Origin of the sequence: Psychromarinibacter sp. S121 (assembly GCF_049801035.1) — a bacterium.
Classification (GTDB): domain Bacteria; phylum Pseudomonadota; class Alphaproteobacteria; order Rhodobacterales; family Rhodobacteraceae; genus Psychromarinibacter.
This window is the reverse complement of sequence record NZ_JBNAGE010000001.1, coordinates 1,058,281-1,080,299: the sequence shown is the minus strand read 5'-3', so window position 1 is coordinate 1,080,299 and position 22,019 is coordinate 1,058,281. Positions and strand designations below refer to the sequence as shown.

Annotated in this window: 21 protein-coding genes and 3 tRNA genes; 12 read left to right on the top strand and 12 right to left on the bottom strand. The window is 65.8% G+C overall.

The genetic code is table 11. The features are described from left to right. Positions 1-40 precede the first annotated feature (40 nt). Positions 41-1,813 carry a DUF4153 domain-containing protein gene (locus ACP156_RS05225; RefSeq protein ID WP_425050247.1) on the bottom strand — a complete coding sequence of 591 codons (1,773 nt, stop codon included), beginning with the start codon at positions 1,811-1,813 and terminating at the stop codon, positions 41-43. 155 nt (positions 1,814-1,968) lie between these two features. Between ACP156_RS05225 and ACP156_RS05220 the strand changes: the two genes are divergently transcribed. Continuing rightward, positions 1,969-5,115 carry a valine--tRNA ligase gene (locus ACP156_RS05220; protein ID WP_425050821.1) on the top strand — a complete coding sequence of 1,049 codons (3,147 nt, stop codon included), beginning with the start codon at positions 1,969-1,971 and terminating at the stop codon, positions 5,113-5,115. Between the two features lie 115 nt (positions 5,116-5,230). Then, on the top strand, positions 5,231-5,563 hold the full coding sequence (locus ACP156_RS05215) for a DUF1992 domain-containing protein (protein WP_425050246.1): 333 nt from the start codon (positions 5,231-5,233) through the stop codon (positions 5,561-5,563). A 9-nt stretch (positions 5,564-5,572) separates the two neighbouring features. Here ACP156_RS05215 and ispG read toward each other — a convergent pair whose 3' ends face one another. The 4 genes from ispG to ACP156_RS05195 all read right to left on the bottom strand — a co-directional run bounded on the left by ispG (position 5,573) and on the right by ACP156_RS05195 (position 10,086). Continuing rightward, positions 5,573-6,706: a flavodoxin-dependent (E)-4-hydroxy-3-methylbut-2-enyl-diphosphate synthase gene (gene ispG / locus ACP156_RS05210; RefSeq protein ID WP_425050245.1), complete on the bottom strand. Its 1,134-nt coding sequence runs from the start codon at positions 6,704-6,706 to the stop codon at positions 5,573-5,575. Between the two features lie 118 nt (positions 6,707-6,824). Continuing rightward, entirely contained in the window at positions 6,825-8,066 is a 1,242-nt protein-coding gene (locus ACP156_RS05205; protein WP_425050244.1) for a helix-turn-helix domain-containing protein, read from the bottom strand. Positions 8,067-8,175: 109 nt separating this feature from the next. Further along, a complete protein-coding gene (gene hemA / locus ACP156_RS05200) occupies positions 8,176-9,399 on the bottom strand; it encodes a 5-aminolevulinate synthase (protein WP_425050242.1) in 1,224 nt (407 codons plus the stop codon). Between the two features lie 105 nt (positions 9,400-9,504). Beyond that, the gene (locus ACP156_RS05195) at positions 9,505-10,086 is read right to left on the bottom strand and encodes a 5-aminolevulic acid synthase (RefSeq protein ID WP_425050241.1); all 582 of its coding nucleotides are present in this window, start codon (positions 10,084-10,086) and stop codon (positions 9,505-9,507) included. Between the two features lie 142 nt (positions 10,087-10,228). Here ACP156_RS05195 and ACP156_RS05190 point away from each other — a divergent pair, with 142 nt between their 5' ends. Continuing rightward, a complete protein-coding gene (locus ACP156_RS05190) occupies positions 10,229-11,602 on the top strand; it encodes a M20/M25/M40 family metallo-hydrolase (protein WP_425050240.1) in 1,374 nt (457 codons plus the stop codon). A 51-nt stretch (positions 11,603-11,653) separates the two neighbouring features. Here the strand turns inward: ACP156_RS05190 and ACP156_RS05185 are convergent, their stop codons facing one another. The 3 genes from ACP156_RS05185 to ACP156_RS05175 form a co-directional block, all read right to left on the bottom strand. Continuing rightward, positions 11,654-12,187 carry a hypothetical protein gene (locus tag ACP156_RS05185; RefSeq protein ID WP_425050239.1) on the bottom strand — a complete coding sequence of 178 codons (534 nt, stop codon included), beginning with the start codon at positions 12,185-12,187 and terminating at the stop codon, positions 11,654-11,656. Positions 12,188-12,302: 115 nt separating this feature from the next. Then, positions 12,303-12,379, bottom strand: a tRNA-Asp gene (locus tag ACP156_RS05180). A gap of 73 nt (positions 12,380-12,452) precedes the next feature. Then, positions 12,453-13,016 carry an N-acetyltransferase family protein gene (locus ACP156_RS05175; RefSeq protein WP_425050238.1) on the bottom strand — a complete coding sequence of 188 codons (564 nt, stop codon included), beginning with the start codon at positions 13,014-13,016 and terminating at the stop codon, positions 12,453-12,455. Between the two features lie 237 nt (positions 13,017-13,253). On the opposite strand from ACP156_RS05175, the gene ACP156_RS05170 reads away from it, so the two are divergent. From ACP156_RS05170 to ACP156_RS05130, 9 genes are all read left to right on the top strand, one after another. Beyond that, positions 13,254-13,802, top strand: a complete 549-nt coding sequence (locus ACP156_RS05170) for a chemotaxis protein CheD (RefSeq protein ID WP_425050237.1) — start codon at positions 13,254-13,256, stop codon at positions 13,800-13,802. Positions 13,803-13,941: 139 nt separating this feature from the next. After that, positions 13,942-14,238: an STAS domain-containing protein gene (locus ACP156_RS05165; protein WP_425050236.1), complete on the top strand. Its 297-nt coding sequence runs from the start codon at positions 13,942-13,944 to the stop codon at positions 14,236-14,238. Beyond that, complete coding sequence (locus ACP156_RS05160; protein WP_425050235.1) at positions 14,235-14,603, top strand: response regulator; 369 nt, start codon at positions 14,235-14,237, stop codon at positions 14,601-14,603. Before ACP156_RS05165 ends, ACP156_RS05160 begins: the two co-directional genes overlap by 4 nt. A 9-nt stretch (positions 14,604-14,612) precedes the next feature. Next, positions 14,613-16,775, top strand: a complete 2,163-nt coding sequence (locus tag ACP156_RS05155; RefSeq protein ID WP_425050234.1) for a chemotaxis protein CheA — start codon at positions 14,613-14,615, stop codon at positions 16,773-16,775. A 4-nt stretch (positions 16,776-16,779) separates the two neighbouring features. Beyond that, positions 16,780-17,244, top strand: coding sequence for a chemotaxis protein CheW (locus ACP156_RS05150; protein WP_425050233.1), 465 nt, complete (start codon positions 16,780-16,782; stop codon positions 17,242-17,244). Beyond that, the gene (locus tag ACP156_RS05145; protein WP_425050232.1) at positions 17,241-18,149 is read left to right on the top strand and encodes a CheR family methyltransferase; all 909 of its coding nucleotides are present in this window, start codon (positions 17,241-17,243) and stop codon (positions 18,147-18,149) included. Before ACP156_RS05150 ends, ACP156_RS05145 begins: the two co-directional genes overlap by 4 nt. Further along, entirely contained in the window at positions 18,140-18,526 is a 387-nt protein-coding gene (locus ACP156_RS05140) for a response regulator (protein ID WP_275630757.1), read from the top strand. Before ACP156_RS05145 ends, ACP156_RS05140 begins: the two co-directional genes overlap by 10 nt. Continuing rightward, entirely contained in the window at positions 18,526-18,897 is a 372-nt protein-coding gene (locus tag ACP156_RS05135; protein WP_425050231.1) for a hypothetical protein, read from the top strand. Before ACP156_RS05140 ends, ACP156_RS05135 begins: the two co-directional genes overlap by 1 nt. Before the next feature lie 54 nt (positions 18,898-18,951). After that, the gene (locus ACP156_RS05130; RefSeq protein ID WP_425050230.1) at positions 18,952-19,521 is read left to right on the top strand and encodes a hypothetical protein; all 570 of its coding nucleotides are present in this window, start codon (positions 18,952-18,954) and stop codon (positions 19,519-19,521) included. A 512-nt stretch (positions 19,522-20,033) separates the two neighbouring features. Here ACP156_RS05130 and ACP156_RS05125 read toward each other — a convergent pair. The 4 genes from ACP156_RS05125 to ACP156_RS05110 form a co-directional block, all read right to left on the bottom strand. Continuing rightward, positions 20,034-20,109, bottom strand: a tRNA-Val gene (locus ACP156_RS05125). 399 nt (positions 20,110-20,508) lie between these two features. Further along, on the bottom strand, positions 20,509-20,970 hold the full coding sequence (gene soxR / locus ACP156_RS05120) for a redox-sensitive transcriptional activator SoxR (protein ID WP_425050229.1): 462 nt from the start codon (positions 20,968-20,970) through the stop codon (positions 20,509-20,511). 391 nt (positions 20,971-21,361) lie between these two features. Then, positions 21,362-21,436, bottom strand: a tRNA-Val gene (locus ACP156_RS05115). Between the two features lie 20 nt (positions 21,437-21,456). Then, positions 21,457-21,834, bottom strand: coding sequence for an HU family DNA-binding protein (locus ACP156_RS05110; RefSeq protein WP_425050228.1), 378 nt, complete (start codon positions 21,832-21,834; stop codon positions 21,457-21,459). Positions 21,835-22,019 lie beyond the last annotated feature (185 nt).

The following is a 22,019-nucleotide window of genomic DNA, read 5'->3' as shown; positions in this document are numbered from 1 at the left end:
GGATTTAACAAACCTTCAATCCGGTCCCGCCCCGGCCCGATCACGGCAGGATCAGCACCTCGGCCCCGCCCAGATCGAGCGACCGCAACGCCGGTTCGCCCACGGTCACCGAGCCATCCAGCACCCGGTCCAGCGTGGCGGGCGCAAGGTCGACCGGCGCGCCCCGCAGGAAGCGCAGCGCCTGAAACCCCTCGGCGTTCAGCGCGGTCAGGCTGATGTTGCCCGCCGCGTTCATCGTGAACAGGATCGCCTCGTCGCCCGGCACCTCCGGCAGCAGGTCCGCGAACAGCACCACGCAGCCCGGATTGCCGCCCGGCGTTCGGCGTCCGCAGGCCGATAGCCACGTCGACAACTGCGGCATCGCCGCGCCCGCCAGAAGCGCCGGGTCCAGCCGCCGCCCCTCTGGCGCCACGGCCACGGCCGAGACGATCTCTACGATCCGCGCATTGGTCGCATCGGTCGCGGTGGTCTCGCGGTCGGCCGCGTCGAAGTCCCAGCGGTACGACGCCGTTTCTAGCCGCGCCAGCCGCGCGTCCAGCACGTCAGCGTCGTCACCCGCCGCCGCCCGCAGCCGGTCCAGCGCCGCCTCGCCCGCCAGCCCCAGTTCGCGTCCGATGAACCACAGGTCCAGCGCCTCTGCCCCGACCTTGCCCGAGGCATAGCGCGCCACCTGATTGCGGGCCGACAGCGACTCGGCGTTCAGCACCGGGGTCAGCCACAGCGCCGCCAGCCCGATCACCGCCAGCGCCATCGCGATGTTGGCGCGGCGGATACGCTCCATCCAGTCCCGGCGAAGGATCACGGCGGCGGTGTACAGCACGCCATAGCCCATCCCCACGGCCCCGGCGCAGGCCGCCGCGATGCGGTCCGGGCTCCAGCCATAATCCGACACCCGCAGCCACACCGCATACAGCGCCAGCCCCGACAGCAGCGGGATCGCCACCGCCAGCGCCTGCGACGACAGGCGCAACAGGCCCGCGTCCGCCGCCTCGGCATCCTCGCGGTCGATGACGGCCGTGATCAGCGTCGCGATCCCCACCGCCATCGCCAGCAGCACCGCCGCCGCCGACAGCCCGCCGAACAGGTCCGACAGCCCCCGAAGCGGCAACGCGCCAAGAAACACCACCGTCACCACCAGAACCACCGGCACCAGCAGCCGCAGCAGCCGCAGGATCAGGAAGGGCGAGATATAGTCCGACAGCTCCGCCACCACCGCCAGCGCCAGTCCCAGCGCCGCACCGGTCAGGACCGGGGGCATGAAGTCGATGTCCAGAATGTCCTCGATGATCTCCAGCCCGACCAGCCCCAGCAGCGCGTCCGACAGGAACAGCACCGCCCAGAAGGCGCCGGTGAAGATCCACGCCGCCGCATAGCGCACCGCGATGTCCCACGACTGCCGGAACAGCGCGGGATAGCTGCGCCATCGCTCTCCGGGGCGGAACCCCACGATCAGGAACGGCAGCGTCAGGAACACGATCAGACCGAAGGCCACCAGCGGATGCCCAGGTTCGAGGAAATCGTCGATCTCGGCGTGACGCAGGCTGGCCCATGTCAGCAGCCCCGCCGCCGGCACCGAGACCAGCGCCGCCACCGCCACCGCCGCCCGCAGCGCCAGCGCGCCCGAGGCCGCCAGCAGCGCGAAGAAGAACGCCCCGAACCCCGCCGTCAGGAAAAGCACCAGCCGGTCGCTGTCCACGAGGTCGGGAAGCTCGTCCACAAGGAACCATCCCGCCATCCCCGCCAGCGCGCCGACGCCCGTCATAAGCGCCCGCCGCCCCACGATCCCGCCCGCCGGATCCGCCGCCATCGTCATCTTGCGTACCCTTTCTGTGGCCCGCACCGTCCTGCCAGACAGCCTAGACCACCCGGATGGCGCATGTAAGGCGCGCCACAGCGCCGCGTTCCCCTTCCCCTTGGCCCGCACCCGCGCTAAGTGATGGCCGATTTTCGGAAAGCGGGATGCCCACGATGCCCATGGAAAAGACCTTCGACGCCAACGACGCGGAACCCCGGATCTACGCCGCTTGGGAACAGACCGGCGCTTTCGCCGCCGGCGCCAACGCGTCGCGGCCCGAGACCTTCTCCATCGTGATCCCGCCGCCGAACGTGACCGGCGCCCTGCACATGGGCCACGCCTTCAACAACACGCTTCAGGACATCCTGATCCGCTGGCACCGGATGCGCGGCTTCGACACGCTGTGGCAGCCCGGCACCGACCACGCGGGCATCGCCACCCAGATGGTGACCGAACGCGAAATGGCGCTGAGCCAGGAACCCACCCGGCAGGAGATGGGCCGCGAGAAGTTCCTTGAACGGGTCTGGCAGCAGAAGGTGAAATCGCGCGGCACCATCATCGGCCAGTTGAAGCGGCTGGGCGCGTCCTGCGACTGGGACCGCGAGGCCTTCACCATGGGCGGCGCGCCGGGCGATCCCGAGCCGACCGAGCAGAACTTCCACGACGCCGTGATCAAGGTCTTCGTCGACATGTACGACAAGGGCCTGATCTATCGCGGCAAGCGGCTGGTGAACTGGGATCCGCATTTCGAGACCGCGATCTCGGACCTCGAGGTCGAAAGCACCGAAACCAACGGTCATATGTGGCACTTCAAGTACCCGCTGGCCGGTGGCGAGACCTACGAGTACGTCGAGAAGGACGAGGACGGAAACGTCACCCTGCGCGAGACGCGGGACTATATCTCGATCGCCACGACGCGCCCGGAAACGATGCTGGGCGATGGCGCTGTCGCGGTTCATCCATCGGATGAACGTTACGCCTCAATCGTCGGGAAACTCTGTGAAATCCCGGTTGGCCCGAAGGAACATCGCCGCCTGATTCCGATCATCACCGACGAGTACCCGGACCCGACGTTCGGCTCGGGCGCGGTTAAGATCACCGGCGCGCACGACTTCAACGACTATGGCGTCGCACAGCGCGGCAACATCCCGATGTACCGCCTGATGGACACCAAGGGCCACATGCGCAACGACGGCGACGACTATGCCGCCTGCGCGACCCGTGCGCAGGAGATCGCGAACGGCGCGGCCTTCACCGGCGCCGAGGTCGATACGCTGAACCTTGTCCCCGACGACCTGCGCGGTCTCGACCGGTTCGAGGCACGGAAGGCGGTGGTCGAACAGATCACCTCGGAAGGACTTGCGGTGATGACCGTCGCCAGCGACCCGAGGCTGGGCAAGCCTGCGGTGAAGCCGGATGACGAAGGCGCGAACGAGGCTGTCCCGCTGGTCGAGGCGAAGCTGATCATGCAGCCCTTCGGCGACCGCTCCAAGGTCGTCATCGAGCCGATGCTGACCGACCAGTGGTTCGTCGACGCCGAGAAGATCGTCGGCCCGGCCATCGACGCGGTGCGCACCGGCGAGGTCGAGATCCTGCCGGAACAGGACAAGAAGGTCTATTTCAACTGGCTTGAGAACATCGAACCGTGGTGCATCTCGCGCCAGCTGTGGTGGGGCCACCAGATCCCGGTCTGGTACGGGCTGGACCTGTCCGGCGAGGGCTTCCGCGACGACGAAAGCGACGGCGCGCTGGACGAGGTCGAGATCGGCCGCCTGCTGATCGAGCAGGCCCTGCTGCGCGGTGACGAACGTCACCACTGCGGCCCGGACTTCGCCCACGTCCAGGGTCAGTTCAACGATGTGCTGGCCACCCTGCCCACGCCGCTGAACCACGCCATCGTGGTCGAGGTCGAGGACCGCGCCTCGGCGCGTCAGCTGCTGGCCGAAAGCCTTGCGGAATACAACGTCACGCAGGATCCGACCAAGCTGGTCTATCCGATCTGGCGCGACCCGGACGTGCTGGACACGTGGTTCTCGTCCGGGCTTTGGCCGATCGGCACGCTGGGCTGGCCGGAACCCACGGACGAGTTGAAGAAATACTTCCCCACCTCGGTTCTCGTCACCGGCTTCGACATCATCTTCTTCTGGGTCGCCCGGATGATGATGATGCAATACGCCGTGGTCGGGCAGAAACCCTTCGACACCGTCTATGTCCATGCGCTTGTTCGCGACGAGAAGGGCAAGAAGATGTCCAAGTCGCTGGGCAACGTGCTGGACCCGCTGGAACTGATCGACGAGTACGGCGCCGACGCGGTGCGGTTCACGCTGACCTCGATGGCGGCGATGGGGCGCGACCTGAAGCTGTCGACCTCTCGCATCGCGGGCTACCGGAACTTCACCACGAAGATCTGGAACGCGGTCCGGTTTGCCGAGATGAACGGCGTGTACGAGAACTATGTCCCGCTGGCCGCCGCCCCCACGGCGACAGCCACCGCGAACCGCTGGATCATCGGCGAGACCGCCCGTATCCGCGAGACCGTCGACGCCGCGCTGGATGCGTTCCGCTTCAACGACGCCGCAAACGCGCTGTATGCCTTCACATGGGGCAAGGTCTGCGACTGGTATGTCGAGTTTGCCAAGCCGCTTCTGGACAGCCCGGACGCCGCTGTCGTGGCCGAAACCCGCGCGACGATGGGCTGGGTGCTGGACCAGTGCCTGATCCTGCTGCATCCGATCATGCCCTTCATCACCGAGGAACTGTGGCAGTCGACCGTCAAGCGCGACGGAATGCTCGTCCACGCCGATTGGCCGGCCTACAGCACCGCCGAGCTTCTGGACCCGGCAGCGGATACCGAGATGAACTGGGCGATCTCGCTGATCGAAGCGGTCCGGTCCGCGCGCGCGCAGATGCACGTCCCGGCCGGTCTGCAGGTGCCGATCCTGCAGGTTCAACTGGACGACGCGGGCCGCGCCGCGTGGACCAACAACGAGGCGCTAATCACCAAGCTCGCGCGCATCGACTCGCTGACCGAGGTGGCCGAGATGCCCAAGGGCGCGATCACCATCGCGGTCGAGGGCGGCCTGTTCGGGCTGCCGCTGGCCGACATCATCGACGTGGGCGAGGAAAAGGCGCGGCTGGAAAAGACGCTGGGCAAGCTGGAAAAGGAAATCCGCGGGCTGGCCGGGCGGCTGTCGAACCCCAAGTTCGCCGAAAGCGCGCCGGAAGAGGTGGTCGAGGAAACCCGGGACAACCTTGCCGCCCGCGAGGACGAGGCCGCCAAGCTGCGCGAGGCGCTGTCGCGGCTGGCCGAGGTCGCCTGATCCACACGGACCGGACGCCGCCATGCGTGGCGTCCGGGTCCGCCTTGCAGGGCGCGTCCTTGCAATCGCCCCTTGGCGCGGTCATCTTCCCTATGACCGCAAGGGGGACCATCCCATGCCGAGAAACTGGGCCGATCTGGCCGAGCAACGTATCCGCAAGGCAGAGGCCGAGGGCCAGTTGAAGGGTCTCTCCGGCGAGGGGAAGCCGCTTCCCGACCGTCCCGGCGACGCCTTTATCGACCCCGGCGACGCGGTGGGACACCGCATCATGGCCGAGGCCGGTGCGCTTCCCGAGGAACTGAAACTGAAGCGGTTGGTCGACGCCGCGCGCGAAGAGCTGGCGGCGATCACCGATCCGGACCAGCGCAAGACGGCGATGGCGAAGCTGGCCGAATTGCAGATGAAACATTCCATCGCGCAGGAAGCGCGGCGGAAGTTCCTTCGCTAGCCGCGCACCCTACTCTGCCGCCTGTTCCGCTGCCGCCGCCTCGGCCTCGATCTGGGCGGCCTTCTTCTCGACCTCTTCGACGATGTGATCGACCATCTGGTCGTTCGACATCTTGTGGCTTTGCTTGCCGGCAAGATAGACCATGCCGCTGCCCGCACCGCCGCCGGTAAACCCGACGTCGGTCATCAGCGCCTCGCCCGGGCCGTTCACCACGCAGCCGATGATCGACAGGCTCATCGGCGTCTTGATGTGTTCCAGCCGCTTTTCCAGCACCTCGACCGTCTTGATCACGTCGAAGCCCTGCCGCGCGCAGGACGGGCACGAGATGATGTTCACGCCGCGATGGCGCAGGCCCAGCGACTTCAGGATCTCGTAGCCGACCTTCACCTCTTCCACCGGGTCGGCCGACAGCGAGACGCGCAGCGTGTCGCCGATGCCCATCCACAGCAGGTTGCCCAGACCGATGGCCGACTTGATCGTGCCGGACATCAGGCCGCCCGCCTCGGTGATGCCAAGGTGGATCGGCGCGTCCGTCGCCTCTGCCAGCGACTGATAGGCGGCAGCGGCAAGGAACACGTCCGACGCCTTCACCGAGATCTTGAACTCGTGGAAATCGTTGTCCTCAAGGATCTTGATGTGATCCATGCCCGACTCCAGCATCGCGTCGGGGCACGGCTCGCCGTATTTCTCCAGCAGGTGCCGTTCCAGCGACCCGGCGTTCACGCCGATGCGGATCGAACAGCCGTGGTCCTTGGCGGCGCGGATCACCTCTTTCACCCGCTTCTCGTCCCCGATGTTGCCGGGGTTGATCCGCAGGCAGGCGGCGCCGGCCTCGGCGGCCTCGATCGCGCGCTTGTAGTGGAAATGGATGTCCGCGACGATCGGCACCGGGCTTTCCTTCACCACCTCGCGCAGCGCGGCCGTCGCCGCCTCGTCGGGGGTAGAGACGCGCACGATGTCGGCGCCCGCCTCGGCGCAGGCCAGCACCTGCGCGACGGTCGCCTTCACATCGGAACTGTCGGTGTTCGTCATCGTCTGGACCGAGATCGGCGCGTCGCCCCCGACGGGGACTGTGCCGACCATGATCTGACGGGATTTCCGGCGATAGATGTTCCGCCAGGGGCGGACGGGGTTCAGCGACATGGGAAAGGGTCCTCTGGTCCCGGGAATTCACGCCTGAGTTAGGACGGATGCGCCTGTGACGCAATGGACAATGGCGTGAATGCGACGGCGGGCGACCGCGGGGCCGCCCCTTGGTCCGTCAGTCGGCGGCGACCACCGGTTCAAGGCTGGCCACGATGCGGGCAAGCTCGCTGTTCCGGGTCAGGTCGGCCACGGCATAGGTCGCCGTCAGATCGCCGGCCCCCAGCGCGATGCCCTTCACAACGCCACCGCCCGGCCCGGCCGGTCCGTAGGTCTGGCCCGCCACCACGAAATAGACAGAGCCAGCGTTGCCAGCGCGCAGCGTCGGCGCCTCTTCGGTCTGCGGCAGAACGTACTGTTCGCCCGCGTCGAGGATCTTCTCGAACAGGACGGTGCCATCTGCGCCGCGCACCCGCACCCACGACGGGGTGACGGCGAACATCACCACGGCGGGCGCCACGTCTTCGACCACCTTGACGCCAGAGGCATCGGCCACGGTCACCGGCTCGGCAGAGGTCGGCACCGGGTTCTTCACCTCGGCCACGACCGGCGCGCTGGGTTCGGCGGGCTTCTCGGACACGAGGCCCGCGTAGTTGCCGGTGTTGCGCGGATCGAGCGTCGCGATCGGCCCGTCCCGTGCGGTCAGCACCGGCACTTCCAGCGCCTGCGGACGGTAAAGACGGTCCAGCGCGTCGGCGGGCGGAGGTTCCAGCCCGGCGGTTTCGGTTTCCGGCAGCGACATCGTGGGCGCCAGCGGGTCCACGTCGGCCACGACGCCGGGCGTCTGGTCGACGGGCGTCAGCTGCACCTTCTGCATCTGCTGCAGCACCGACCAGCCGCCATAGCCAAGCCCGGCCACCAGCAGCGCCAGCACCGTCAGCGACCCAAGCGCGCCCGGCTCGACGCGCGACAGGATGCCCTCGGCATGCGGCGTGAACGGTGTGTTGGGGTTCTTGAACGGATCGGCGGATACGGTGCCGCGCACCGCGCCTTCGGGTTTGCGGGCCTTCGGAGCGCTCGCCTTAGGGGAGAGTCCGTGGGTAACCTCGAAATGCCCTTCCTCGCAGAAGCGGGCATAGCACCACTCCGGGTCAAGCTGGAGGTACCGCGCGTAGGACCGCACGTAGCCAGCCACGAACCCCGGCGTCTCGAACGCCGACGGATCGGCGTTTTCGATGGCCGCGATGTAGCTTGCCTTGATCTTGAGTTCCCGCTGGACGTCGAGAAGCGATTTGCCGAGCGTTGCCCGCTCGCCTCTCATCACGTCGCCCAGGCGAACCTCGAAGTCGTCAAACCCGCGTGGGCCGTTTAGCGCTTCGTTGGATTCACCCGGTGGTGGAGCTGTCCGCCGCCCGATCATGCCCCGTTATAGTCCTTTTGACGTTTCCCGGACCACCCTGATTCGCCCCAGTAGTCCCGCCTTGGTTACACGCTAACACATCCTCGCGAGCAATGCACAATTAGAACATTCAGGCGGACAGCTCGGCACGATTCAGCGCACAGTGGGACCAGAGGGCGTCCAGCCCCCTGACAAGGCGGTCCATCTCGTCGGGACCGTGGACCGGCGACGGGGTGAACCGAAGCCGTTCCGTGCCGCGCGGCACGGTGGGGAAGTTGATCGGCTGGACGTAGATGCCGTGGTCTTCCAGCAGCATGTCCGAGATCATCTTGGTGTGGACCGGGTTGCCCACGATGACCGGCACGATGTGGCTGCCGTGATCGATGAACGGAAGCCCCAGCGCGCGCAGGCGGGTCTTGAGGATCTTCGCCTGTGTCTGGTGCTTGTCGCGCAGCGCCTGATCGGTCTTCAGGTGACGGACCGACGCGGCCGCCCCGGCTGCAACCGCCGGTGGAATGGACGTCGTGAAGATGAAGCCCGGCGCATAAGACCTGATGGCGTCGCACATTTTCTCGCTGGCCGCGATATAGCCGCCGTGCACCCCATAGGCTTTGCCCAGCGTGCCGTTGATGATGTCCAGCCGATGCATCAGGCCGTCACGTTCGGCGACGCCGCCACCGCGCGGGCCGTACATGCCCACCGCGTGCACCTCGTCGAGGTAGGTCAGCGCGTTGAACTCGTCAGCAAGGTCGCAGATCGCCTCGATCGGGCCAAAGTCGCCGTCCATCGAATACACCGACTCGAAGGCGATCAGCTTCGGCGCCTCGGGGTCGTCGGCTTCCAGCTTGGCGCGCAGATCGGCAAGGTCGTTGTGCTTGAAGACACGCTTCGCCCCGCCGTTGCGGCGGATGCCCTCGATCATCGAGGCGTGGTTCAGCTCGTCCGAATAGGTGATCAGGCCCGGGAACAATTTGGGCAGAGTGCTCAGCGTTGCATCGTTCGCGATATAGGCAGAGGTGAACAGCAGCGCGGCTTCCTTGCCGTGCAGGTCCGCAAGCTCGGCCTCGAGTCGTTTGTGGTAGACCGTCGTGCCCGAAATGTTGCGCGTGCCGCCCGACCCGGCGCCGGTGGCGTCGATGGCTTCGTGCATCGCCTGAAGCACGACAGGGTGCTGGCCCATGCCAAGATAGTCGTTGCCGCACCACACGGTGACCGGTTGCTCGGATCCGTCCGGCTTCGTCCATGTGGCGTGCGGGAAGTTCCCCCGCTTGCGTTCGATGTCGATGAAGGTCCGGTACCGTCCTTCATCGTGAAGCCGCTGCAGCGCTGCGTCGATGTGGGCCGAGTAGTCCAACGTGATTCCCCTCGGGTCTTCTTGGTTTTGTTCTAATTAAAGGCTCGCGGCCCATAATCCAACAAAAGGTCTAGCGGGTGATACCATTTGCCACCCTGATCTGGATCAATCCGAAACGACCACGGCGCAATCGTCGGCGCCGACCGTGTCCTGACAGGCAGAAAGCGCTTTCAGATCAGCAGCTTGACCCGTTCCAACGCCGAAGGCGCCGGTGGTTGCCGAGATCGCGAAAGCGGTTTCTTCCCCTGCGGCCCGCATCTTGGCGAAGGCGCGCGTCGCGTCCTGCGACAGCTGGAAAGCGCGCGGCGCATACCCTGACGGGAACAGTTGCAGGGCCAGGATGCAGGCCCCGGCGTCGGGGCTGCGCATCGCCTCGCAGGCCAAAAGAGCGGTGCGGCTGGCGGTTTCGACGTCGTGGTAATTGAACGCGCCCTGCAGCGATTCCGACATGATCCCGTCGCCGGGCGCAAAGGCGATGGCGCCGTAGTAGGTGAAACCGTTGCTTTCCACCAGCAGGCGCAGCGTCTGGTCTTCTTCCGGCGACAGCCCTGCCCGCGGGTTGATCGCCACCCGCGCCGCGTCCGCGCTGAACAGCATCTCTTCGGCGGCATCGCCACCGATGGGCTGCGCCGCGGCGGCCGCCGGAAGGGCTGCGGCGGCAAGAATGGCTAGGGCGGTTGATCGCATGGTGCGCTCCGTCGGTCTTGGCTGTCTCTGTCGCCGGGCAACCTAGCGCGCCCAGAGGGTTTTAGCCACCCGCCCCGCTCTGGACAGCGGTCACGAGGCTGCTAGCCTCCGGCGCCGAAAGACCACCCAAAGGAGCCCTCCCATGAGTCTCGACGCCGTCCTTTCCCGCATCGACGCGGACCTGCCCGCGGCGCTGGACCGCCTGAAGGCGCTGATGCGCATTCCCTCGATCTCGACCGACCCGGCGTACAAGGCGGAATGCGCCCGCGCCGCGAACTGGCTGGTCGAGGATCTGGAATCGCTTGGCGTCAAGGCCGAGACCCGCCAGACCCCCGGCCACCCGATGGTCGTGGGCCACATCGATGGCGACGGCCCGCACCTGATGTTCTACGGCCATTATGATGTGCAGCCTGTCGATCCGCTGGAGTTGTGGAACCGCGATCCCTTCGATCCCGAGGTCGAGGATACCCCCGCCGGCAAGGTGATCCGCGGCCGCGGCGCGAACGACGACAAGGGCCAGTTGATGACCTTCCTCGAGGCATGCCGCGCGTGGAAAGAGGTGCATGGCGCCCTGCCCTGCAAGATGACCTTCTTCCTCGAGGGCGAAGAGGAATCCGGCTCGCCCTCGCTGGTGCCCTTCCTCGAAGAGAACCTTGCCGAGTTCTCGGCCCCCGACCTTGCGCTGATCTGCGACACCGGTCTGTTCGACAACGACACCCCCGCCATCACCACCATGCTGCGCGGTATGGTGAAAGAGGAACTGACCGTCACCGGCCCCGACAAGGACCTGCATTCGGGCATGTACGGCGGTATCGCGGCAAACCCGATCCACGTGCTGTCCAAGGCGCTGGCGGCGCTGCACGACGATAAGGGCCGCGTGACGATTCCCGGGTTTTACGACGCCGTCCCGGAACTTAGCGACGAACTGCGCGCCCAATGGGACGGGCTGGGCTTTGACGAGGCCGCCTTCCTTGGCGGCGTCGGTCTGTCGGTGCCCGCCGGAGAACAGGGCCGCACCGGGCTCGAGATGATCTGGTCCCGTCCAACCTGCGAGGTGAACGGCATCTGGGGCGGCTACACCGGCGCCGGGTTCAAAACCGTGCTGCCGTCCGAGGCCAGCGCCAAGGTCAGCTTCCGTCTTGTCGGCCAGCAGGATCCGAAGGCGATCAGCGATGCCTTCCGCGCCTTCATCCGGTCGCAACTGCCCGCCGACTGCTCGGTCGAGTTCTCCATCACCAACGGCGCCCCGGCCAGCGTGATGTCCACCGACGACCCGGCGTTCGAGAAGGCGCGTCTGGCGCTGTCCGAAGAATGGCCGAACCCGGCGGCCTTTATCGGCTGCGGCGGCTCGATCCCGATCGCGGGGTATTTCAAGACGATCCTCGGCGTCGATTCGATGCTGATCGGCTTCGGCCGCGACGACGACCAGATCCACAGCCCGAACGAGAAATACGCGCTCGAGAGCTTCCACAAGGGCATTCGCAGCTGGGCCCGCGTGCTTGACGCGCTGGCGTGACGCCTGCGTCGTTCAGGCGGGCCGTTCCACCCGGCCTGCTTTGAGCGCCGCTCACCCCCTGCCGCCGGTGACCCGCATCTCGTAGCGGGCGCCGCTCACCTCTCCGCCCTGCGTCTGCTTCTGCTGGCGCAGGGCCTCGAAAATCGCCCGCTCGCTGAGCCACGGGCGCAGCGCCTCGAGATCCAGCGCCTCGCGCTCGAACCCGGTCACCACGCATTCCGCATCCAGCGTCTGCTGCGCGCCGGTCCGGGCCGTTCCCTTGTCGACATGCCCCGCAGTAGCGATCCGCCATGTCTCGATAATCCGTTGAAGAAGCGCGCTTTCCGCTGCCTCCAGCGTCATGCGCACAGCCTCCAGCCGCGGGCCGCCGCCGCCGTCTGCCGCGGCGTCGGTCGCGTCGCCCAGCAGCGCGCGCACCTCCTCCAGCGCGGCGCGCATTCCGGCCCGCCGCCCGGTTCGCATCTGCGCCCTGACGCCCGCTACGACCTGCTGCGTCCGGCGCATCAGGCGGCCGACCCGGTCGCCCTGCGGCTGGTCCTGCATCTGCATCGTTGCAAAGAATTCGTTGCGCGCCTGTTTCACCATTCTAGCGACCTTCTCGGGATGACTGCTCTGCCCGAAGAAAAGCCGATCTGGGTTAAGGAAGCGCGAACGAAAAAAGCGACCCGAAGGTCGCTTTTTCGATCCACTCTGGGGTGGATGGCGCGGTTGACGGGGCTCGAACCCGCGACCCCCGGCGTGACAGGCCGGTACTCTAACCAACTGAGCTACAACCGCGTGCCGACGGGGGATAAGCGAGTCACATGGGAGCGTCAAGCGGAATTGCGGCGAAGTTTGCCGGATTTTTTGCCTACCCCGACGTCGCCCGCGCCGTCTGCCCCGGCGTCGCCGTTTCGCCCGGCCCGCCAAGCGTGGCCAAAGCCTTAAGATCATTCCATTCCACCGGAATCGCCGTGACCGGCTGGCCGTACAACAGCTCGTCGAACGGCTGCAGTTCCTGCCCGCCCATCCGGCGGTAAAAGCCGCGCGCGGGCGTGTTCTCGTCGATCACCGTCAGCCACAGGCGGCTCACGCCATCCAAAGCCAGCGCCCGCGCCGCGTTCGCCATCAGCCGCCGCCCGACGCCTGCGCCTTTCGCCCGCGCCGCCACATGCAGGTTGTCGACATAGGCCCCCGGCCCTTTTTCGCGATCGACAGAGATGAAGCCCGCCAGCCGGTCGCCGTCCCATGCCGTGTCGACGATCCAGCTGTCGCCCGGCAGCACGGCCCACCGGCCCGACAGGACCTCGACGACCTCGTCCTGCAGGAAGCTGTCCGGCAGCATGCCGCGATAGGCGCCGCGCCAGCTGTCCACCTGAAGGTCTCGGATCGCGCCAAGATCGGCCTGCGTCGCAGGTCTGATGTGAATGTCCATGCCGGTTCCTCCTGTCCCTGATCTTCGTTTCTGGGGCGGTTTCGCCCGCGATGCCAGCCGAAATCCGGAAGGACGGGCGGCGTTAAGGGCTGCTTCACCCGGGCGTGCCAGTTTCACTTCGAACGCAGCGCGATTCGACATCGCAGGCCCCGGAACGGAGAAGACAGTGCATCGCACCCGCTACAGGATCATGAACGGGCCCGCGCTGCCTGCCGCAATCGTCGGGGGGGCACCGGAATGAGCGCGCCGAAGGTCATCCCGGTCCTGCAGGGCGAACTGTCGGTGTCGGACGACCCGAATGTCGTGCTCAGCTGCATCCTCGGCTCGTGTATCGCGACCTGTCTTTATGATCCCAAGGCCCGTGTCGGCGGCATGAACCACATCCTGTTGCCGGGCCGGAAGGGCGAAGCCGTCGCGCATAACAAGTTCGGCGTCTTCGCGATGGAAGCCTTGATTAACGAGCTGATGCACAAGGGTGCGCGGAAGTCGAACCTGATCGCCAAGATCTTCGGCGGCGCCAGCACCTTCGAGAACGGACTTGCCATCGGGCAGTCGAACGCCGCCTTTGTCCGCGATTTCCTCGACACCGAAGCGATCCCGATCGCCGCCGAAAGCGTTGGCGGCAAACAGGCTCGCCGGGTGCGGTTCTTCCCGACCACCGGCAACGCCAAGCAAATGCTCACGGCAGAGGCCGTTCCAGTCGACGCGCCGCGCCCGCCAAAGCCGGTGCCTGGCCGCAGACCCGCGGTTCCGCCGGGCGGTTCCGGCGAAGTCGAGCTGTTCTGAAGGAAATATCAACCATCCGCCCGCAGAAGAGAAAGACGAAGACGATGCGACCCACGCCACGGATACCCGGCGATTCGGCCCTGCCCCGCCCCGTCGGCGCGCGCGGCCGCAATGCCGGAACAGAAAGGGAAAGCCACTGATGGCCGGAACAGAAGAACTGACGGTGCTGAAGGTGCCCGCAAAGCTGAAGGGCGCAGAGGCTGAAGGCCTGAAGGCGATGCTCGCCGAACGGCGCGGCCGCCCCGTCGCACTGGACTTCGGCCAGGTTACGCAGGTGGGCGCCCAGTGCCTGCAGGTGCTGCTGGCGGCGAACAAGGTGTGGCAGGCGGAAGGCACCGCATTCGAGATCAAGAACATGTCCGCCGAGGTTCGGGACGGGCTGCTGCTGTGCGGGCTGCCGCCGTCGCAGCTTGGCGCAAAGGAGGCACAGGAATGACACTCAAGGTGCTGGCAATCGACGATTCCCGAACGATGCGCGACCTGCTTCAGGTCTCGCTGACCGAGTCCGGCTTCGACATCACCCTCGCCGAAGACGGGATCGACGGGCTCGACAAGCTGGAAGCGGCGCAGCCGGACGTGGTGATCACCGACATCAACATGCCGCGGCTCGACGGGTTCGGCGTGATCGAGGCGGTGCGCGCCAAGGCGGACTACCGGGCAACCCCGATCCTGGTGCTGACCACCGAAAGTTCGCCCGCGATGAAGGCCCGGGCCCGCGACGCGGGCGCCACGGGCTGGATCGTGAAACCCTTCGACGACGTCGCGCTGGCCTCGGCCATCCGCCGTGTCAGTGCGGTCTGAGGTGCGCAGATGAGCAAGACAGACGAACTGCGCGCCACGTTCTTTCAGGAATCCGAGGATCTGCTGGAACAGCTGACCGACGGGCTTGACGAGATGTCCGGCGGTGAGGCGGACAGCGAAACCGTAAACTCGGTGTTCCGCGCGGTCCATTCCATCAAGGGCGGCGCCGGCGCCTTCGCGCTGGATGCGGTGGTCCGCTTCGCGCACCGGTTCGAGAACGTGCTCGACGCCCTGCGCAGCGGCGAACTCGCGGTCAATGGCCAGGTGCTGGACGTGCTGATGCGCAGCTCCGACCACCTGACCGTGCTGCTCGAACAGGCCCGCGACGGGGTCCCCGACGACGGCGATCCGGCGGGCGAACCGCTTCTGGCCGAACTGATGGCCCTGACCGGCGCAGAGGCCGACGAGGGCCCCTCCGAAGCAGAGGTGAACTTTCAGCCGATGACGCTGGACCTCGGCGACTTCGGCGCTTCCGCCCCGGCGGAGATGCAGTTCCGGGTCGACTTCCAACCGCAGGACGATCTGTTCAAAAGCGGCAACGAGCCGGTGTTCCTGCTGCGCGAGCTTTGCGCATTGGGTGAAGCGCAAGTCGATTGCGACACCTCTGCCCTGCCCGAATTCGACGCGCTCGACACCGAGGCGAGCTACCTTTCTTGGAAGGTGGAGCTGCGGACCGAAGCCTCGGAAACCGCGGTGCGGGAGGTTTTCGAGTTCGTCGATGGTCTTTGCGTTCTCGGGATCGAAGAGGTCGGTGGCGACAGCGCCGGCGGCGGACTTCCGGACCTGCCGGACCTGCCCTCCGCGGACACGCCGCCTTCGTCGGACCCCGCGGCGGCCGATGACGCGGCCACGAAGGCTGCCGCCCCTGCCCCCGTCCCTGGGCCGGCCGCCTCCTTCGCCGCTACTCCGGCCGGACCACCGCAAAAGGTCGAACCGCCCGCCAAATCGCAACCGCCGCAGCCGGTCGCCTCGACGATCCGCGTCGACCTGCACCGCATCGACCGGATGATCAACCTGGTCGGTGAACTGGTCATCAACCAGGCCATGCTGACCCAGGCCGTCAAACGCGATGGCATCGCCCAAGGCAGCGATATCGACGTCGGCCTGGAGGAACTGCGCACCCTGACACGTCAGATCCAGGACAGCGTCATGGCGATCCGCGCACAGCCGGTGAAAGCCCTGTTCCAGCGCATGTCGCGCATCGCGCGCGAAGCTGGCGCAGATACCGGCAAGACGCTGCGCATGGTGACCGAAGGCGCCGCGACCGAGATCGACAAGACGGTGATCGAGAAACTCGCCGATCCCTTGACCCATATGATCCGAAACGCCGTGGATCATGGGCTTGAGAATGCCGAGGACAGGCTCGCCTCCGGCAAGTCCGCCGAGGGCACGATCCGCCTGTCAGCCGCACACCTGTCCGGCCGGGTTGTGATCGAGATCACCGACGACGGTGCTGGCATCAACCGCGACCGGGTCCGCAGCATCGCAGAGAAAAAGGGCCTGATCCCGCCCGACGCGCAGCTGACGGCGAACGATATCGACAACCTGATCTTCCAGCCGGGATTCTCCACCGCCAGCCAGCTGACCGCCCTTTCGGGCCGCGGCGTCGGCATGGACGTGGTCAAAAGGTCCATCCAGTCGCTTGGCGGCCGGGTCTCGATCGCCTCGGAGCCCGGCAAGGGCAGCACCTTCTCGATCGTCCTGCCCCTGACGCTCGCGGTGCTCGACGGCATGGTGATCGAGGTTGGCGGCCAGACGGTCGTTGTTCCGATCTCAGCAATCATCGAGACGATGCGCGTCCCGACCGAACAGGTGTTCCAGCTCGGCACGCAGAACGCGGTCGTCCGGATCCGCGGCAGTTATGTGCCCATCGTCGACGTGGGCGCCGTCATGGGCTACCGGCCCGCGGTCGATCCGACCGGCGACCACGTGATCCTGCTGGTCGAAACCGCCGACGGCGTCCGCGCCGCCCTGCTGATCGACGTGATCCACGACCAACGGCAGGTCGTGATCAAGGGGCTCGAGGACAACTATGACCAGGTTCCCGGCGTGGCCGCCGCGACCATCCTTGGCGACGGCCGTATCGCACTGATCCTCGATCCCTCGGCCATCGTCGGCCACAACGGCGCCGGTGGCGCCGCCGTTCTTACGACCCCCCTTGCTGCGGAGTGACCCCATGACCGACCAAACCGAAAACGACGCCGAAGACGTCAACGAACTCATCGCCTTCCGCATCGCCGAACAGGATTTCTGCTTTAACATCATGTCCGTGCGCGAGATCCGTGGCTGGACTCCCGCAACGGTCATCCCGCACGCCCCAAGCTACGTGCGCGGCGTCATCAACCTGCGCGGCGCCGTGGTGCCGATCGTCGACCTCGCCGCGCGGCTCGGGCTGGAGGTCCCGGAACCCACCGCGCGCAACGTGATCATCATCACCCAGGTTGACGGCCCGATCGTCGGTCTTCTGGTGGATGCGGTCTCGGACATCCTGTCCGTGTCCGAGAAAGAAGTGCAGGCGACCCCGGACGTCGCCTCGAACGGCAGCGAGTTCCTGTCCGGCATCATCACACGGGAAGACCGCATGATCCGCCTTTTGAACCTCGGCGCCATCGTGCCCGAAAAGGCAGGCGTCGCTGCATGACGGCCACGTCTGTCTCCGGGCACGTCGCGCAGGGGCGAAGCGCGGCGCGCGAACTCTCGGTCGGAGAGTTCCAGCGCATCGCCGCCTTGCTGCTTCGCGAAGCCGGCATCGAGCTCACGGAAGGCAAGCTGCCGCTTGTCCACTCCAGGCTCAGCGGCCGTTTGCGCAGTCTGCGCATGAAGAGCTACGGAGAGTACTGCGACTATATCGAAAGCGATGGCGGCAAGCCCGAACGGTTGGAAATGCTGTCCGTCCTCACGACGAATGTCACTCGTTTCTTTCGCGAGCCCCATCACTTTGAGTTCCTGCGCAAGACGAGGATCCCAGAACTGCTCGACATTCTGAAACGCGGCGCCCCCGTTCGGATCTGGTCCGCGGGCTGCGCGTCCGGGGAAGAACCCTATTCGCTGGCCCTGACCTTTCTGCAAGAGATTCCGGACATTGCACGGTACGATTTCCGCATTCTTGCCAGTGACATAGATCCCACGATCCTGCGGGCGGCGGCGGCTGGCCTTTACCCCGAACGGTCCTTGTCGCAGGTCCCCGAAGAACAGCGCCGCGCCTATTTCACCCGCGCGGACACCGATGCCGACCTTTGGTCGGTTGGCCCGCAGATGCGGGAACTGATCGCATTCCGAAGGCTCAACCTGATCGGCCCCTGGCCCTTCACCCGTCCGTTCGACGTGATCATGTGCCGCAACGTGGTGATCTACTTCGGCGCGGAAACCAAGGCCGAAATCTGGGCCCGTTTCGTAGACCAGCTCAAGCCGGATGGCTGGCTGATCACCGGCCATTCGGAACGCCTGACCGACGATGCGGCAAACCGGACCGAACTCATTCACACGACGACCTATCGCCGGCGAACCGCCAGCGCAAAGCCGAAGGAAGACACCACATGTCATTGAGGGAAAAACTGAAGATCCTCGTGGTCGACGACATGGCCGTCAGCCGGGGCCTGCTGACCCAGGCGCTCGATCAGCTCGGCATCCGAAATTACGACTATGTCAGTAACGGTCAGGAAGCGATGCAGTATCTTGGCCGCACGCCTGTCCATCTGGTGATATCGGATTACAACATGCCGGAGATGGATGGTCTGGGCCTGCTGCGTGCGATCCGGTCGACCGCCGCTACAGCGAAAACGGGTTTCATCATGGTCACGGGCTCCGAGGACGCAACCGTGATCCAGCAAGGCGCGCAGCTGGGGATGAACAACTTTCTGAAGAAGCCATTCACCGCTGCCAACCTGCGAGAATGCATCGAAAAAGTGTTTGGGCGGCTCTGATGACAGCACCCCCGACCGCGCCCCCCGTCATGGTCCCGCAGACGATATTTCTGACGCGATTGGCCGAGGAACTGTCTGCGCTGGGGACGCTGTCCTCTGGTCTGCAGGAGGCGATCCACAACCTGCCGCTGGAACACAGCAGCGCCGAGACCCGGCGGGTTCTGCAGTCCGCGGATATGCTGACACAAAGCCTCGTCTGCCTGGGCGCCGCGTTGGATGGGCTGTCGGAACTGCCGATCGCCCACCGCGAATACGATCTGAATGTCGTGTTGAGGAACGTGTTTCTGGAAGACCTTCGGTCGCGCCTGACGCACGGGCGCGATTCCGAGAATGACCCATCGACACATGCCGGAGAAGTGGAGATCTTTTGAATGCGACACCCTTTTGGAACTATGCATGAGGCTAGAGTTCGGCGAGTGAATGCAATGCTGGCAGGCTTTCTCGCCGTGATGCTGTCAGCGACGGCGTCCGAAACCAAGGCCGACGAATTCCAGATGGCCATGCAGTTGTTCCTGGAAAGCGATCTGAGACCATGGATCGACGACCCGGTCCTGATCGACGCGATCCGCGCGCAAAACACCCGCTCCGCGGAATTGACACCGTCGGATATCGACGCGCTGGATGCAGACTGGCGCGCGGCGGTGGACGCGGGTGGCTCCGACCTGATCGACGGTGTTCTGAACGGAGCGCCGGCGGATTTCCTGCGCGCGCAGGTCGAGGCTTCAGGCGGCGCGATCTCTGAGGCCTTCGTCATGGACAACCGTGGCTTGAACGTGGCCGCAAGTGCCGCGACTTCCGACTATTGGCAGGGCGACGAGGACAAGTTCCAGATGACGTTCGACATCGGCCCGGACGCCGTACACATCAGCGACATCGAGTTCGACGCATCAAGCGAGACCTACCAAGGCCAGATCTCGATCACCATCGTCGACCCGGACACCGGTGCGCCGATCGGAGCAATCACGATCGGCGTCGACGCGCAGCACCTGCTGTAGTCATGTCCCCATGAGCCTGCGCTGCGGGCGGTTGTCCGCAGCAAACTAGGTGGGTGAGGTGGCTGGCTGGAAGCACGACGGCGCTGGTCGTGAAGCCCGAGATGCAAGGCAGCGGGGTTACCCTGACGAAGACATCAAAAGACCAATCGACCGAGGAAACAGCAATGTCGCGTGTATCATTCGAGATGGCGCAGCCAGATAGATGCCACGGTACCCCCATTGCCGCCGGGGCGTCATGTAGCAGGAGAAAGAAGAGGCTTTCATGGGAAAGGTTGCCCGCCATTGAAGGAACCCGGCCGGTTACCGGTGCTCGGACCTCGCGGCCGGCGGGCTGAACGAATGCAAGATCACTGCATCTCAGCCGACTTAGGGCCAATGTCAGCCGGCACTGACGGAATCTCAACCATCGTCCCGTGCTCGATATGGACCACCCGGCTTCGTTGAGCCGCGTACCGCTTTGCAAAGCTGTGGATGCCAAACGCCAAGTGGCTGATTATGTTGATAGGTCAGGATGGTGGGTGATGAGAGACTCGAACTCCCGACATCTTCGGTGTAAACGAAGCGCTCTACCAACTGAGCTAATCACCCGCCGTCGCAGGGCTGATAGCGAAGGCACTCGCGCCGCGCAAGTCCCCAGCGCGTGCTGGCGACCAGCAAGCCTAGAGGTGGGCCACATCTTCATCGCGGAACGCGCAGGATCGTTCAGTTCTCTGGCGAGTGCGTTCGGCAGCCCCAAGCTATCGGAAACGCGCAGCGGGCAGCGGGCAGCGGGCAGCGGGCAGCGGGCAGCGGGCAGCGGGCAGCGGGCAGCGGGCAGCGGGCAGCGGGCAGCGGGCAGCGGGCAGCGACAGGATCCGGCCGGGACCACATTTCGGCAAGTCCGGGCCGCGTCCTTCCTCGAACAAAAGCCCCGAAGCGCATCGCCGCCTCGGACCATTCACCCGCGGACTGCCGGACCGCCATCACCGAAAGCCCCCGACAGTCCTTTCAATCCAACGTCGAGCGCTCTTCGCCCTCGCCGACCCAGCGGCGGGCGCCGGCGCCGTTGCGACCCAGACGGTCGCCGGCGTTGTACAGTGGGCAACTGTCCAGTGACAGGCAGCCGCAGCCGATGCAGAACCCCATCTGGTCGCGCATGCGAGTCAGCAGGGCGATGCGCTCGTCCAGCGCCTCTCGCCATGGCGCCGCGGCCTCGGCCCATTGCCGCGCCGAGATCGCGCGGTTGCGGGGAATGCGGTCGAGGACCTCGCGCACTTCGGCCAATGGGATGCCGACGGACTGGGCCACGCGGACGATGGCAACGCGGCGCAACTCGCGTCGGTCATAGCGCCGATGGTTGGCCGGGGTGCGCCAGCTTTGGATCAGCCCCTCGGCCTCGTAATAGTGGACCGTCGAGACCGGGATGCCGGCGCGTGACGCGAATTCTCCGACGCTCAGATCGCTTGCCATGGCTGTCCCGCGTGTCTTGACCTCAAGTGCACTTCAGGACGTATTTCACACGTCATCCACGCCGAATCAAGGATGACACCGATGACCTTCCAGACCCGAACCCGCACGCCGTTGGCCGTCCTGATTGCCTGGCTAAACAGGCAGGTCCCGACGGCCCGCCGCCGGCCCACCGATCCACCGCGGGTTATCGCCGCGGCCAACCTGTCCTGCCACATCCGCCGCGACATCGGGTTGGACTGCCCGCCCGTCCGTCGCAGGTCACATTGGCCGTGACCTGACGCGCAACATCCAGATCGCGGGCTGACATATTGAGATCAAACGATAATAAGGAAGGCGCCGGACCCATCGGGCGGCGCCTTGCGTCAACTTTCGCCCGTCAGGCGGAAGGGAATGGTGGGTGATGAGGGATTTGAACCCCCGACATCTTCGATGTGAACGAAGCGCTCTACCACTGAGCTAATCACCCGCCGGAGCCGCCGTATAACCCTACTCCGCAGCCTCTGCAAGAGGGTCTTTGGGGCCGCTTTCGGCCGCCCGGATCGCCACTTTCGACCGGCGCAGGCGCAGTTCGACCACCTCGGCGTTTTCAAGATCCTTGACGGATTTCACGATGCCTTTGCCGAAGGGCTGAAGGTTCACCGTGTCGCCGCGGGCGAAGGCGTCGCCAAGCTCTTTCAGCATCGCCTCGACCACCGGTTTCGCGGCGCGCTTTTTGATGCCAGAGGCAAGCACAACCCGCTCCAGCAGTTCGCGTTTGCCCAAGACCTTGACCGGGCCGGTGTCGTCACCGGTGCCGGCGTCGGCCGGTGCATTGTCGGTGACAGAGGATTTCGTGGTTTTGCGCGTCGTGGTCCCTGCGGCCATGTCCCCGTGCTTCGCTCCCTGAATTCGACCTGAGCCGACGGTACACGAGGCCCCCGGGGGTTTCCACATTTCGATATGCGAAAACCGCCCAAATATGGCGCAGGCCGTCGCCCCCTCGTGCGGCAGCGCTGAAATGAAAAAAGGGCGCTTCGAAAAGCGCCCTTCCCTCGTTTCTCAAGCGGCTT